Below are 15,678 nucleotides of genomic sequence, written 5' to 3' on the forward strand. Positions count from 1 at the left end.
GTCACAGGATTCCTTCTTCCAGGGGGAGTTCGGCGAGCGGCCCGTCCAGCAGCCGCAGCCCGGTCACGGCAGGGGCCTGGGCGATACGCCGGGTGAGGCGCGCCGGATCGGGGAGTTCGGCGAAGTGCAGCTGCCCGGGCGGGAGTTCACCGCCCAGCACGGCCAGTGCCGCGTGGGCGGCGGTGGTTCCGGTGAGGGCCGAAGAGTCGGTGCCGGTGAGGACGAGCGCGCGCCCGTCCAGCTCGCAGGTCACGGCCTGGTACGGCGCGCGGCCCGCGAGATCGGTGAGCGTGGCGCGCGACAGCTCGTCCGCCGCTTCGTCCACGGCCCGGCCGCCCGGCGCCAGTCCCGCGCGATAGCGGTCGAGAACCGCGCGGGTGTGCTCGCCGCCGAACACCGTGTACCAGCGCACCTCGCCGAGCCCGTATCGACGGGCGACGGCCACGGCCTCCTCGGTGAGGTACGGGATCGCCGTCACGTCCCCGGGGAAGTACGGCAGCCTCGCCTCCCGCTCCACAGCGAGTGCCCCCGGCACTCGGCGCCCGTCGCGCCAGACGGCCGTCACCTCGCCGCCCGGCCGGGCGAGCCGGTCCATGAAGTCCCGGGCCGCGGCGGGCGGGAAGTGGGGGAGCCCGCCGATGCGCACGGTGAGTGTGCCGCCCTTGTCCTCCCAGCCTTCGGTGAGAAGCCCCGGCAGCAGCCCCGCCAGCCCGGGCATCAGCCCCGCCCCGATCACCGCCGTCCGCCACCGCAACAGCCGCTCGTACGGCGGCGGTTCGGACAGCTCGGCCGTGTCGTTCACGTCGACCAGGTCCGCACCCGCCCCGAGAGCCGCGGCCGCCACACGGTGCCCCACGGCCCGGACCGGCCCGGTGGCGTTGACGACGACACGGCACTCGGCGCAGAACGCGGCGAGGGCCCGCGCGTCGGTCACGTCCACTGGATCCGGCCACAGCCCGACCCCCGCGGGCAGGGCCCGGCCGGGCGGGCGACGCACCGCCGCCCGCACCGGCCCGACCCCGAGCCGCAGCAACTCGTCCAGCACGGCCCGGCCCACCGCCCCGGCCGCCCCGACCACGCCCACCGCGACCGGCGCGGTACGGCCTCGGTTCACGGTGTGCCTCCGGCAGCCGCGGCCACCTGGTCGACGTGCGGCGCGCGCAGGCAGCTGAAGTGGTCGCCGTCGACGTCGAACACCGTCAGATCACCGAGGCACACCTCACGCCACAGCTCGTCCGCCTCCTGCCCGAAGCCCGCGAGGAACCGCAGCCGCCCCCGCGGCTGTACGAGGGTGATGTCGCCCGCGTACGGCTGGGTGGTGTGCAGCGACGCGGCGGCGAAGGCGTGCCGGAACACCCGGTACAGGCCCGGCACGTGGGCGGCATCCCCGTCCCCACCCAAGGTGCGGGCGATCGCCGCGAGCCGCTCCGGCTGGGGTACCTCGGCCAGGGAGCGCATGCGGCGGGCCACCGCCTCCAGGCGCGGCTCACCGCACAGGGCGGCGAAGGCCCCGGCCGGCACCCGGCCGGGGGTGGTGTCGAGGACGGCCCGCAGCGCCGCCCCCAGCTCCTCCTCGTCGTCCGGGTATCCGGCCGCCGCCGGGTCCGCGCCGAGCACCCGTGCGAAGGCGTGCTCGATCAGCAGCTCGTCCTCGCACACGAAGGCGGGCGGGCTGCTGCTGACCACCGTCAGCCGGTCGACGTGCGCCCCGCCCTCGGTGAGCTGCCGGGCGATCTCGGTGGCGAGCTGGCCGCCCAGGCAGTACCCGGTGAGCCGGAACCGGTCGGCACCGGTCGCGGTCAATCGCCGTACGTGCTCGGCCGCGAGCCGCTCCACGAACTCCTCCGCCGGAATCTCCGTGCACGCCTCGACATCGCCGACGGCCAGACCGACGAGCGGCCCGTACGCGGTGAGCCGGGCCGCGAGGTCGCGGTACGGCGCCATGGTGCCGATGCCTTCGTGCACCAGCACATGCAGGACCCCGCCGTCCGGTGCGTCGCCGAGGGGCAGCAGCGCACTCGCCTCGCCCGTACCGGCCTCCGCGTCGTCCGTCCCACGCAGATGGCGGGCCAGGTCGGCGACCGTCGGGCGGTTGAGGAGTTCCCGCAGCAGGGTGTCGAACTGCTGGTCCGCCGCCTGCGGCACCTCCTCGATCAGCCGCGCAGACAGCTGGGCGAGGAGCAGAGAGTCCGCGCCCAGGTCGAACAGGCTGCGGTCCCGGGGTACGGCGGCGACACCGAGTGCCGCCGCGGCCACCGTCGCCAGCCGCTCCTCCAACTCGTCGGCGGGCGAGGCGGTTTCCTCCACAGTGGCCGTGTCCTGCCCTGCGACCGTGACGGCCGCCCGGGCCACGAGAGCCTTGCGGTCCACCTTGCCGTTGGGCGTGAGCGGGAGCGCGTCGAGGACGTGCAGCGCGGCGGGCAGCATGTAGACCGGCAGCCGCGTCGCGAGCTGGTCGAGGGCGTCCGCCGGGTCCACGAGGGCCCGGTCGGTCTTGAACCGCACGGCGAAGACATGCTGGCCCAGCGGCTCGAGCGGGTGGCCTTCCTGGGGCAGGCAGAGCGCGTTCTTGCCGTCGGCCTCGGCGAAGAGGCGCAGCCACTGCTCGCGGGTGACGAAGGTGGCGTCCGTGTCGTCCGTGTCGTCCGCGCGCCGCAGGTCCTCCGCCTCGGTCATCATGAACGCCTGCGAGATCAGGATCTCGTAGTGCTCCCGGGTCGGCTCGGTGACCAGCAGCAGTCCGCCGGGCACGAGAAGCGAGCGCAGCGCGGCGAGCGCCGCCGCCGTGTCACGGGCGTTGTTGAGCACGCCCGCGCACACCACCGCGTCGAACGAGTTCGGGACCAGCCCCTGCTCGACCGGATCACGGTCCACGTCGTACAGCCCGTACCGCAGCCTCGGGTCGGGCCCGAACCGCTCGCGCGCCTTGTCCAGGAAGAACGGGCTCACATCGGTGAACAGCCACTCCACCGGCGTCCCGTCCAGCGCGGCCAGCGCCCCTGCCGTACTCGCCCCCGTTCCGGCGCCCACCTCCAGCACGCGCAACGGCCGGCCGGACGCTGCCCGTTCCTCGGCCGCCGTGCACAGGGCCTCGGCGACGACACGGTTGAGGTAGGCGGACATGACGTTCTCGCGGTAGGCCGCGTCGGCGGTTTCCATCCGGGCGCCGGGGAAGAGCAGGTCGACGGCGGCGACCCGGTCCTCCATCAGGGCGCCCAACTGGTCCGCGTTGGCGCGCAGATAGGCCAGCAGGTCGGTCGGCCCGAGCTCGTCGCTCCATACGGCGGCGACCCGGTCCCACGCCGCAGCGGCCGAGGGCGCGTCACCCGCGAGCCGGTAACGACCTGCGCCGAGGTCCAGGAGCCCCTCGTCGTGCAGCACGCGCAGCCAGCGCCGGATCACGCGGTGATGGCGCGGTGCGGCCGCCGCCTGCGCCACCTCGTCCGCGGTGTGGGCGGCCTCGGGCTCCCCGAACAGGCCGCGGGCGCGCAGCGCGTCGAGCATGGACGCCAGCGACGCCTCGTCCAGCAGCCTGGCGAACTCGGCGATCCGCTCCGGCTCGGCCACCTCGAACGCGTCGGCCGCCAGTCGGGCCCGGCGTGCCATGGCGGCCTCGCCCGCCTCAACGACCGAGGCGACGCGCGCCGGTTCCGCGAAGGCCACCAGCCGGCGCTGCAGCGGATCGTCGCCGACGGCGAGCACGGCCGCCCCGCCGACCGCCGGAAGGCCCGTCAACGCGGCTTCGATCTCGGCGAGTTCGATGCGATGGCCGCGAATCTTGACCTGCCCGTCCTCGCGCCCCAGGAACTCGATGTCCCCACTGGGCAGCCACCGGCCCAGGTCACCGGTGCGGTACAGCCGCTCCCCGGTGACGGGATGGGTGACGAACCGCCGTGCCGTCGTCTCCGGGTCCCTGTGGTAGCCGAGCGCCAGGCCGCTGCCCCCGATGCACAGCTCTCCCGGCACCCAGTCAGGCCGGGGGCGCAGTGCCTCGTCCAGGACGTGGAAGGTCTGGTTGGCGAGCGGCCTGCCGTACAGGATGCTCGGCCGGTCCGGGTCGACGGGCTGCTCGATCGGGTGGTGGATGGACCAGATCGCCGCCTCCGTCGCCCCGCCCAGGCTGATCAGCCGCAGCCCCGGCAGCAGCTCCCGCACCCGGTCCGGCAGGCGTACGGGGATCCAGTCGCCGGACAGCAGCCCGAGCCGCAGCCCGGACAGTCCTGCCACGTCGGCCGCACCGGCGCCGGAGGCCAGGTAGTCGTACAGCATCTGGAGCTGTGCGGGCACGGAGTTCCACAGGGTCACCCGGTGGCGGGCCGCGAGGTCGGCCCAGTGCGAGGGGTCGCCACGGCGCTCCGCATCCGGCAGGACGACCGCGCCGCCGTGCGCGAGGGGACCGAACAGGTCGTAGACGGACAGGTCGAAGCCCAGCTGGGCGAGCCCGAGAACCCGGTCGCCGCAGTCCACGCCGAACCGCTCGTCGATGTCGGCGACCGTGTTGAGCGCGGCCCGGTGGGAGACCACGACGCCCTTGGGCTCACCGGTCGACCCGGAGGTGTAGATGATGTACGCCGCCTGGTCGGGGTCCACGGGCCGCGACTCCACCACCTCCGACGGCTCAAGCGCGTCGACGGCGATCGTCGGCAGCTCGTACGAGCCGTCGACCCGCGCCTGCGTGAGCACGGCGACCGCCCCACTGGAGGCCAGCACCTTCGCGCGGCGCGCGGACGGGTGGACGGTGTCCACCGGCACGTACACGCAGCCCGCGGCCAACGCGCCGAGCACGGCCGGGACCTGCTCCCAGCCCTTGTCCATCACGATCGCGACCCGGTCGCCCGGCGTGACCCCGGCCTCCCGCAGCCGGGCGGCCACCGCGTGGGCGTACCCGGCGAGTTCGGCGTACGTGAGCCTGCGGTCGGGTGCGATGACCGCCGGGCGGTCGGCGTGCGCGACGGCCGCGGCGAACACCCGCTCGTGCAGCAGCCCTTCGGGCAAGGGCCGCGTGGTGGCGTTGACCTCCGCGTGCCGGTCCGTCTGCGCCTGGGGCAGCCGCACCGGATCGGTGCTGTCCCACGGAGCGTCGGAGACGGCCAAGTCCCGTACAAGAGAAGCGAACGCCCCGTACGCGTCGTCGGCGACCCCCTCCGGCAGGACGCCCTCCCGCACGTCCCAGCCCAGCAGGATCTCCCCGCCCGACTCCATCACCTGGCAGTCGATCCACACCTGCGGCGTCTGCGTCACGCCGTACACGACCCTGCCGGGGCCCGTGGCCGGCACCTCGGTGCCCTGAAGGGTGCTCGTGAACACGACCGGCATCAGCGCCTGCCGATCCGAGCGGCGGGCCGCCTCCCTCAGCACCTCCACGCCCGAGTACAGCCCGTGGTCGAGGTCCTCGAAGAGCCGCCCGCCGAGCACGCGGGCCCGGTCCGCGAAGCCCTTCTCGGCCTCGGGCTCGACGGCCAGCAGCGTCACAGACGTGAAGTCGCCCACGACCCGGCCGATGTCGGGGTGCACCGGGCGCTTGGCGAACACCGGCAGGTTGAGCGTGAGGCGCGGCTTGGCGCTCCACCGGCCGATCACCTCGGCGTACGCGGCGAGCAGCACGGTGGACACGGTCAGGTCGCGTCCGGCGGCCCGGCGCCGCAGAGCCGCCGACTCCTCCACGGTCAGCCGGTCGGCCAGCCGCCGGAACCGCACGCCTGCGCCCGACTCCTCACTCAGCACGGGGAGTTCGGGTGCGGGCGGCAGATCATCGAGCCGGTCCAGCCAGTAGGCCCGGTCACGGGCCCAGCGCGCGCTGTCGTGCAGCCGCCGCTCGGCGAGCACGTGATCGCGGAAGGACACCGGCACGGGCTCCAGTGCCCGGTCGGGCTCGAGGCACAACTGCTCCAGTTCGCCCAGCAGTTGCTGAACTCCGGAGAAGTCCGTGACGAGCAGGTCGACGGAGAGGTGCACGAGCAGCCGCTCGGGGGAGTGCGTGAGCCGCACGTCGAACAGCGGCCAGGCAGCCGGGTCGTACGTGCGCTGCGCCAGCTCCCCGCGGATCCGCTCCGCCTGCTCGGCCCCGGCCACGGGAATCTCGTACGGAGGCAGGTCCTTGAGCACCTGCTGCCCGTCCGGGTGATACACGGTGCGCAGCGCGTCATGCCGCTCGACGAGCGCCCGCCACGCGCCGGCGGCCCGCTCGGGGGCGACGCTGCCCGGCAGCTCGTACTCCAGGTAGGCGTGGCACCCGATCCCGCCGTACGGGAAGGCGTCGGTGCGGCCCAGCAGATACGAGGACTGCACCTCCGTCAGCGGGAACGGCAGGTACTGCCCGTCCGGGTCGGGCACCAGGGGCTCGGCGAAGGGGTCGCGCAGATGGGCGAGTACGGCGTCGCGGTCGGCGCGCAGCCGCTCACGCAGCTCCTCGGTGAGGGCGCCCTGCGGCGCCCGGAAACGGATACGGCCGTCCTCCTCCCACAACTCGACCCCAGCGGCGGCCAGTTCCGACACCAGCTCGGCGGCGCTCACAGTTCCCCCTCTTCCCAGTTCTGATCAGTGGTGCGGTCGGTGATGTCGTCCACGGCGGCGGCGAGCGCGGCCACGGACGGGGTGGCGAAGAACTCCCGCAGCGGGACCTCCACGCCGGTGCGTTCGCGCAGCCGCGCGATGAGGCGGGTGGCGAGCAGGCTGTCGCCGCCGGCCGCGAAGAAGCCCTGCTCGCGGCCCGCGAGCGGGGTGTCGGGCAGCAGCTCCGACCAGAGCTCGGCGACGAGTTCCTCGGTGGTGCCGCGCGGCGGGCCGCCGGCGTCGGCCTCGGCGGCCGTCGTCACGGGAACGGCGGACTGTTCTCCTGCCCGCAGACCCGTGATGAGGGTCAACGCGTCCCAGTCGTCGGCCGAGGACAGCTCTTCCAGCAAGGCAAGTTGACGGGACATCAGCGACTCGGGCAGGTCGCCCGGCAGCAGCCCGGTCACCGCGTCCCAAGTCAGCCGCAGCCCCTCGGCGTCCTCCAGCACCTGGTGGTCGAGCCAGACCTGCGGGGTCTGGGACACCGACCAGTACGGCGGGGTCAGCAGCCGGGCCCGCTCGTCGTCGATGCCGAGCGCGCTGGTGAACACCACCGGCATGGCCGCCTGACCGGGGCCGCGCTGCTGGGCGAGCTGCCGCATCACCCACACCGCCGAGACCGCCCGGTGGTCGAGGTCGGTCCACAGGTGGGCCTGCAACCCCCGCAGTCGCGCGAGCCAGGACTCGCCCGCCCGCGGATGGTGGGCGGCCAGCAGCAGCGAAGTGAAGTCACCGGCGATCCGGTTGATGTCCGGGTGGATCTCCTGCCGGTCGAACAGGGTGAGGTTGACGGTGAGTTCGGGGCTGTCGGCGTGCTCGCCGAGCGCCTCGGCGTACACGGCGAGCAGCAGCACGGAGGGCGTGATGCCGTAGGCCCGGGCACGGTCCTTCACGCGCTCCCATCTGTCGTACGGCAGATGCGTGGCGCGTCGCTCGAAGCATGGGCGCCCGACCGCCGACGGCTCGCGCAGCAGCGGCAGCCGGGGCGCCGCGGGCAGCGAGGGGAGCCGTTCGCGCCAGTACTCCTGGTCGGCCGCCAGCGTGCCGTCCGGCGGCCGGGCGGAGGCGAGATAGTCCCGGAACGTCACGTCCACCGACGGGAGTTCGGCGTCCAGGTCGTCCCGCAGCTGCCGCAGTTCGGTGAAGACGATCATCATGCTGAGGCCGTCGAGTAGCAGGTTGTCGAGGCTGATCCCGATCCGGGTCCGGCGCTCGCCGTCCGGCGCCGTGTAGTGCACGGCCCGGACGTCGAACAGTGGACAGCGGGCGGGGTCGAGGACCTGGTGGGACATCTCCTCGCGCAGGGTGGCGAGATGTTCCTCGCCGTCCCGGACCGGGATGGTGAAGTCCGGCACCTCGGCGTCGGTGAGCACGCGCTGGCGCCCGTCCTCGTCGAAGACGGCCCGCAGCATCGGGTGGCGGGCGATGAGCCGCCGCCAGGCCCGCTCCAGCCCGGCGATGTCGACGTACTCCTCGTCGGTCTCGCTGTAGTAGTGCGAGCCGACCCCGCCCAGGTCGAGCTGCGCGGTCCGCCCGATCCAGTACGCCCGCTGCACGTCGGTCGCCTCGAACGGCTCGTGCGCGTGCGCCGGATCGCTCACCAGGACCGGCGTGGCGGGCTTCTCGGTGCCCAGGGCCAGGGTGACGGCGTAGTCCTTGAGCACCGGGTGGGTGAACAGCGCCGCGATACGGGCGCCGCGCACCCCGGCCTCGCGCAGCCGGGCCACGAGGCGCGTGGCGAGCAGGCTGTCGCCGCCGAGTGCGAAGAACTCGTCGTCCCTGCCGACCTGTTCGGCCCCCAGCAGGTCCCGCCACGCTGCGGCGACCAGCTCCTCGACCAGGCCGGTCGGCTGCCGTGTCCCGCCGGACGACACCCCGAGTCCGGCCGCGTGCTCGGTGAGCGCGGCACGGTCGACCTTGCCGTTGGCGGTCAGAGGCAGCCCATCGGGCAGGGGCACGAGTGCGGAGGGCACCGCGTGCGCGGGCAGGTGGTCGGCGAGACGGCGCTCCACCTCCACCAGGTCGAGCGTGCCTTCCGGTACCACGAACGCGGTCAGCCGTTGCTGTCCCCGTGGCCCGGTCGCCACGGTGACCGCACGGGCGATCTCCGGCTGTGCGTGCAGCGCCGCGTCGACCTCCCCGAGTTCGGTGCGATGGCCGCGGATCTTCAGCTGGTGGTCGCGCCGCCCCAGGAACTCCAGGAGCCCGTCGGGTCGGTATCGGCCCAGGTCGCCGGTGCGATACCAGCGCTCCCCGCCCTCGGTCACGAACCGGTCGGCGGTGCGCTCGGGATCGCCCCGGTATCCGGTGGCCACCCCGGCTCCGCCGATCCACAGCTCGCCCGGCACCCAGTCCGGGCAGTCCTCGCCCTGCGGACCCACTACCCGGAACCGCTGTCCGCGCAACGGCGTCCCGTACGGCACCGACGGCCAGCCCTCCGGTGCGCCACGGGTGGCGTCGTAGGCGTTGGACCAGATGGCGGCCTCGGTGGCACCGCCCATGGCGATGAGCCGGCAGCCACCCCCGGAGGACAGGCGCGCGTGCAGGTCCAGCGGCACCCAGTCGCCCGAGACCATGGCGAGCCTGAGCGTGGGCGGTGCCTGCCCCGCCGACGCGGTGAGCAGCATGTCCAGCAGCATCGGTACGGAGTTCCAGACGGTGACACCGTGCCGTGCCGCCAGATCGCGCCACCGCTGGGCGTCCCTGCGCTCCTCCTCGGCGACCAGGACGAGCGCGCCGCCCGCGCCGAGCAGTCCGAAGATGTCGTACACGGAAAGGTCGAAGTCGAGCGCGGAGACCGCCAGGACCCGGTCGCCGGGGCCGATGCCGTGCCGCTCGTTGATGTCCTCGACGGTGTTGGCGGCGGCCCGGTGGGTGAGCTCGACGCCCTTGGGCTCACCGGTGGAACCCGACGTGAAGATCACGTACGCGCAGGAGTCCGGGTCGGTGGCCACGGGTTGCGCCAGCGGGGCGGGCAGCGGTTCGGCGAGGAACTCCACGTCGAGTACGCACCGAGCCCGCGACGCCTTGAGCATCCGCTCGCGCCGCACCGGCGGCTGGTCGGCGCCGACCGGGACGTACGCGGCCCCGGCGGCGAGCACCCCGAGTACGGCGGTGATCTGCTCGGGCCCCTTGGGCAGCGACACGGCGACCGTGTCACCGGGTTCGACCCCGCGTGCCGCCAGCGCGGCGGCGATGCACAGCGCCCGCTCGCGCAGTTCGCCTCGGGACAGCACACCGTCGTCGCCCCAGAGCAGGGCGGGGGAGTCGGGCTCGGCGGCGGCCCGCTCGAAGAACGGCAGGTGCAGGGCGCGTTCGCCGCCGGGCTTCCCCGTGGCGTTGACCCGCTCGCGGACCGCACGCTGTCCGTCGGGCAGCAGGGCCGGCCGAGGCAGCCGCCAGTCGCTGTCGCACAGGTGACCCAGCAGCTCGTCGAAGGCGGCGGACATGGTCTCCACCAGTCCCTCGGGGAACAGCTCCCGCACGGCGTCCCACTGATGGCGCAGCACCCCGTCCCGGCCCTCGTAGACCTGGAGGTCGAGCCAGACCTGCGGGGTCTGGCTGACACCCCACACGCGGGGCGGGAACCCGTCGGGCGCGTCCATGGACACGCCGTCGTCCACACCGAGCGCACTCGTGAACACCACCGGCACGGCCGCCTCCCGCTCGCCGCGCGCCCGGGCCAGTTCCCGCATCACCCACACCGCGGAGACCGAACGGTGGTCGAGGTCGCGCCACAACTGCTCCTGGAGCCCGCGCACGCGGGTCAGCCAGTCCTCGCCGGGCCGCGGCCGGTGGGCGGCGAGCAGCAGTGAGGTGAAGTCACCGAGGACCCGGTTGATGTCCGGGTGGATCTCCTGCCGGTCGAACAGGGTGAGGTTGACAGTGAGTTCGGGGCTCTCGCTCCAGGTGCCGAGCACCTCCGAGTAGGCCGCCAGCAACAGGGTGGAGGGGGTGACGCCGTGCTCGCGGGCGTGTTCCTTCAGACGCCGCCAGCGGTCGGCGCTCAGCTGCCCCGAGGTGCGCGTGAAGCGGGGGCGGCCCAGCGTGGCAGGGTCGCGTTGCAGCGGAAGCCGGGGCGCCGGCGGCAGCTCGGGCAGCCGGTCGCGCCAGTACGCCTGGTCGGCGGCGACCGTCTCGGGTGCGGGGCGTACGGAGGCGAGGTAGTCGCGGAACGTCGGCTCCACGGGCGGGAGTTCGGCGTCCGGGTCGGCGTACAGCACGCCCAGCTCGGTGAACACGGTCATCATGCTGAGGCCGTCGAGGACGATGTTGTCGAGGCTCACGCCGAGCCGCGTCCGGCCCTGCCCGTACCGCACGGCCCGGACGTCGAACAGTGGCCAGCGGGCGGGGTCGAGGACCTGGTGGGACATCTCCTCGCGCAGCGCGGCGAGATGTTCCTCGCCGTCCCGGACCGGGATGGTGAAGTCCGGCACCTCGGCGTCGGTGAGCACGCGTTGCCGTCCGTCCTCGTCGAAGACGGCCCGCAGCATCGGGTGCCGTACGACCAGCCGGCGCCAGGCCGCTTCCAGCCGCGGCAGGTCCACGTCGGTGCCGTCGAACTCCGAGTAGTAGTGCGACCCGACCCCGCCGAGCCGCATCTCCTCGGCCCGGCCCAGCCAGTAGGCGCGCTGCACGTCGGTCGTCGGGAAGGGGTCGTGCGCGTGCTCCGGGTCCGGTACGAGCGTCAGCGCGGTCGGCTGCTCCGTGTCCAGGGTGAGCGTCGCGGCATAGTCCTTCAGTACGGGGCTGGTGAACAGGTCGGCGATGCGGGCACCACGCACCCCGCGTTCGCCGAGGCGGTGCAGCATCCGCGTGGCGAGCAGACTGTCGCCGCCGAGCGCGAAGAAGTCGTCCTCGCGGTGCACGCCACGGGAGCCGAGGAGGTCCCGCCACACCTCGGCGACCAGTTCCTCGACACCCGGCCTGGGCGGTGTGCCCTGCCGTATGCCTTCCCGTGCGGACGAGACGTGCCGGGCGAGGAGTTCGCGCACCGCGCGCCGGTCGACCTTGCCGTTCGCGGTGAGCGGCATGACCGGCAGCAGGACCAGCCGGTCGGGGACCATGTACGACGGCACCTGGTCAGTGGCGAAGGCACGCACGCGGTCGGTGTCGCAGGGCAGGGCGTCCGGGTCGCGGACCGCGCGGATCAGCAGCGCGGGCTCCTGGTCGCGTACCGACGTGCCCACCTCGCCGAATCCATGGCCGCGCAGCAACTGCTCCCAGGCCGACGGCGGCAGCAGCGGGCTGCCGGCCGCGCGGCGGGCCTGGTCCGCGTTCGCGAACCCCCGCGTGGGCAGCGCGGCGCAGATCAGACCCAGCGGCGGCAGACCCCCCTGTTCCACAGCGAGCAGGACGCCACCGGGCGTCAGCAGCGCCGCCGCCTGGGCGACTCCGGAGGCCGGGTCGTCGAAGGCGTGCAGCGCGCCGAGGGCGAGTACGGCGTCGAACCCGCCGGGCAGCTCCTCGGGCAGCGCACCGTCCGGCAGGGCCTGGTACCGCACGTCGTGCGGCAGGCCGGCGAGCCGTACGCGGGCTTGCTCCAGTAGTCCGGCAGAGGTGTCGAGCAGCGTCAACTGCACGGTTTCTGCCGGTAGTTGCCCTGCCACACGCAGGACTCCCAGCCCGCCACGCGCCCCGACGACCGCGACTCGCAGCACACCACCCCGGCCCGGCTCCGCGGCGAGCGCGCGCAGTGCCTCCGCGCAGTCCGCGGCGGCTTCCGCACTGGCGGGCAGCGCATCGAGCGCCGCTTCCGGGGCGAGAACGGGGTCGTCGAGGAGCTCCAGTGGATCGCGCTCGCCCGTGAGCATGGCCCGCAGGTCCGGGATCCGCTCGGTCAGACGGGAGAGCACGGGTTCGAGGCGGGTTCCGGCGACGCGCTCGGCCAGACGCTGCGCGTCGACCGGCCGTGGACGGCGGTTCAGCCAGTCCCGCCACAGGTGCACAAGACCGTGCATGGACTCGGCGTGACGCATTTCGCCGTCGAGAACCCGGCCGATGACGTGCGCGACGACATCGCTCTCCAACGGATCCGGCCGTGCGGCCACGACCTGCGGAGTGATCCCGTTGTTCCGGCTCGACACCTCGCCGAGCGCGGGCGCGTACGCCGCCACCAGTGCCCGCGCTGCTCCGTCCGCCTCGCCGACGACGGCCGCGACCGCACGCCCCACACCCGGCGCCCGCTCAACAGCCGCCTCCACCTCGCCCAGTTCCACCCGGTGGCCGCGCAGCTTCACCTGCGAGTCGGCCCGGCCCAGGAACTCGACGGTGCCGCCGGGCCGGTAGCGGGCGAGGTCGCCCGTGCGGTACCAGCGCAGCCCGTCGTGCCGGACGAACCGGTCGGCGGTGCGCTCCGGATCGCCGAGATAGCCGTCGGCCACCCCGGCCCCGCCGATCCACAACTCGCCGGGCACCCAGTCGGGACAGTCCCGGCCCCGGGCATCGACGACCCGGCACCGCACGTTGCGCAGCGGCGTCCCGTACGGCACCGCCGTCCAGTCCTCGGGCACCGCGGCGCCGGCCACCTCGCACACCGTGGAATGGATCGCGGTCTCCGTCGTACCGCCCAGCGCCACGAACCGGCAGTCCGGCGCGCGCGCCGCCAGCCGCCCGGGCAGGTCTACGCCCACCCAGTCACCGCCCAGCAGCACCAGCCGCAGCGCCGCGAGTCCCTCCCCTGCGGTGCTGAGCAGCATGTCCAGCACGGACGGCACACAGTTGAGGACGGTGACGCCGTGCCGGGCCATCAGCGCGTGCCAGCGCGCCGCGTCCCGCCGGTCCTCCTCCCGCACGAGCACGACCGCGCCGCCGACGGACAGCGGCCCGAACAGGTCGTACACCGAGAGGTCGAAGTCGAGCGCGGACAGCGCGAACGTCCGGTCGTCGCCGCCCACACCGAACCGCTCGTCGAGGTCGTCGACCGTGTTGCGCGCCGCGCGGTGCGGTACGACGACGCCCTTCGGCTCGCCCGTGGAGCCGGAGGTGAACAGGATGTACGCCGGGTCGTCCTCCGGCACCGCGACCGGCTCCTTGACCGGTTCGTGCGCCAACGCGTCCGCCACCGTCAGGGCCACCACCCCCTCGGGCAGCTTCGCCGTGTCCTCGGTGTCCTCGGTGACGAAGGCGACCCGGGTTTCCGCCCGGGTCAGCACACGGTCGCGGCGGGCCGGCGGATGGTCACGCCCGATGGGCACGTAGGCCGCGCCCGCGGTCAGGACGCCAAGCACGGCGACGATCTGGTCCGGCCCCTTGGGCAGGCAGACGGCGACCCGGTCGCCGGGACCGACGGCGTGCGCGGCGAGCGCGGCGGCGATCCGCCGGGCCCGGTCGGCGAGTTCGCCGTAGGTGAGGCAGCCGTCGGTGCCCCACAGCAGCGCGGGCCGGTCCGGGGTGCGCTCGGCGCGGTCCAGGAAGTCCTCGTGCAGCAGCAGCCCGCTGCGCGGACCGTCGGTGGCGTTGGCACGCGCGCGTGCCTCCCGCTGGCTCTCGGGCAGCAGGTCCGGGACGGGCGCGTCCCAGGGAGCGTCGGACTCGGCGAGGGAGTCCACCAGCGTGCGGTACGCGGCGAACATCGCGTCCAGCATGTCCTCGGGGAACGCCTGCTCCAGGGCGTCCCAGTTCACGAGCAGACCGCCGTCGAGCTCGGTGACCTGGGCGTCCAGCCACACCTGCGGCCCCTGCGAGATGATCCACACCGGCCGCCCGAAGCAGACGCGCACGTCCTCGGAGAACAGCTCGCCCAGGTTGAGGGCGCTGGTGAACACCACCGGCGCGAGCACCCGCCCGCCGCCGTGCTGGGCCCGGTTCAGGTCGCGCAGCACCTCGACACCGGAGTACGAGGCGTGCGCGGCGTCCTCGAGGAACCGTTCCTGCACACCCCGGGCCCGTTCCTGGAACACCTGCCGGCCGGACACGTCGGCGGTGAGCAGCACCGACCCGGTGAAGTCGCCCACGAGCAGCGGTACGTCGGCATGCAGCGGCTCGCGGTCGAACAGCGGCACGTTCAGCAGGAAGCGGTGCTCGGCGCTCCAGGCCGCGAGCACCTCGGCGTACGCGGAAGCCAGGGCCATCGCCGGGGTGACACCGTGCCGGTGGGCGCGGGCGAACAGGGCGTCGCGGGCCTCGGGCGGCAGCCAGTGGTGGCGGCGGGTGACCCGGGGTCGGACCGGCTCCTGGAGGACGGGCAGTGCGGGCGCGCCCGGCAGGTCCGGCAGCCGGGCCGCCCACCAGGCCGCGTCCCGGCTGCGGTCGCGCTCCCGCTCGGCGGAGGCGGCACGGTCGGCGAGGTAGCGGCGGTAGCTGTAGCCGATGGGCGGGAGTTGTTCCGTACCGTCGTAGAGAGCCGCGAGGTCGGCGAGGAGGACGCGCAGGCTGAGCGCGTCGGCGGCCAGCATGTCGAGATTGAGGTGCGTGCGCGTTCGGCCGCCCGGCAGCAGCGACAGCTGCACGTCGCAGACCTCGCCCGCGCCGACCCGCAGCATGCGGTGCGACAACGTGTCCCGCAGCTCCGCCAGCCGGCGGTCCGCCTCGTCCTCGGGCAGCGCGCGCAGGTCGTGCACGCGCAGCCCCGGCCAGGCGGAGGCGGCCGGGGTGTGCTGACGGCCGTCGTCCCCGAACACCGCCCGCAGCTGGGCGTGCCGGGCGAGCAGGGCGCGTACGGCACGCTCCAGGCGCTGCGGGTCGACGCCCTCGCCGTCGAACTCGTTGTAGAAGTGCGCGGCCACGCCCCCGAGTTCGTGCTCCTCGCCGCGGCCCACCCAGTAGGCGTGCTGCATCAGGGCCAGGTCGAAGGGGGAGGTCTCGTCATCGGCCGGGGGGCGCTCGGGCGGTTCCTGAGTCCGGTCCTGAGTCCGGCTGTCGGCGCTCGGACATCGCTCGGCCAGCAGTTCCTCCCACGCATGCAGCGTGGGGGTGCGGGCGAGCTCCGCGAAGGTCAGCCGTATGCCCGCGCGGCGCAGAGCCGCGGACACGGTCATCAGGCGGATGGAGTCCAGGCCCTGCTCGATGAGGTTGTCGTCAGGGCCGACCCGCTCGGCGTCGGGGCCGAGCCAGTCCGCGAGCAGGGGGTGGATCGTCCGCAGAAGATCGGGTTCTGACACTGCGTCACCAGCCTCGATGGCATCA

3 protein-coding genes are annotated in these 15,678 nt (G+C 74.0%); all 3 read right to left on the reverse strand.

The features are described 5' to 3' along the window. Position 1: 1 nt before the first annotated feature. The 3 genes from ADL12_RS07560 to ADL12_RS07570 are packed head-to-tail and all read right to left on the reverse strand — an operon-like array spanning position 2 to position 15,653. On the reverse strand, positions 2-1,114 hold the full coding sequence (locus ADL12_RS07560; protein WP_062699871.1) for a saccharopine dehydrogenase NADP-binding domain-containing protein: 1,113 nt from the start codon (positions 1,112-1,114) through the stop codon (positions 2-4). After that, a complete protein-coding gene (locus tag ADL12_RS07565; RefSeq protein WP_063806628.1) occupies positions 1,111-6,513 on the reverse strand; it encodes a non-ribosomal peptide synthetase in 5,403 nt (1,800 codons plus the stop codon). Before ADL12_RS07565 ends, ADL12_RS07560 begins: the two co-directional genes overlap by 4 nt. Then, a complete protein-coding gene (locus ADL12_RS07570; protein ID WP_062699875.1) occupies positions 6,510-15,653 on the reverse strand; it encodes a non-ribosomal peptide synthetase in 9,144 nt (3,047 codons plus the stop codon). Before ADL12_RS07570 ends, ADL12_RS07565 begins: the two co-directional genes overlap by 4 nt. Between the last annotated feature and the right edge of the window lie 25 nt (positions 15,654-15,678).

It is taken from the genome of Streptomyces regalis, from assembly GCF_001509475.1.
Lineage (GTDB): Bacteria > Actinomycetota > Actinomycetes > Streptomycetales > Streptomycetaceae > Streptomyces > Streptomyces regalis.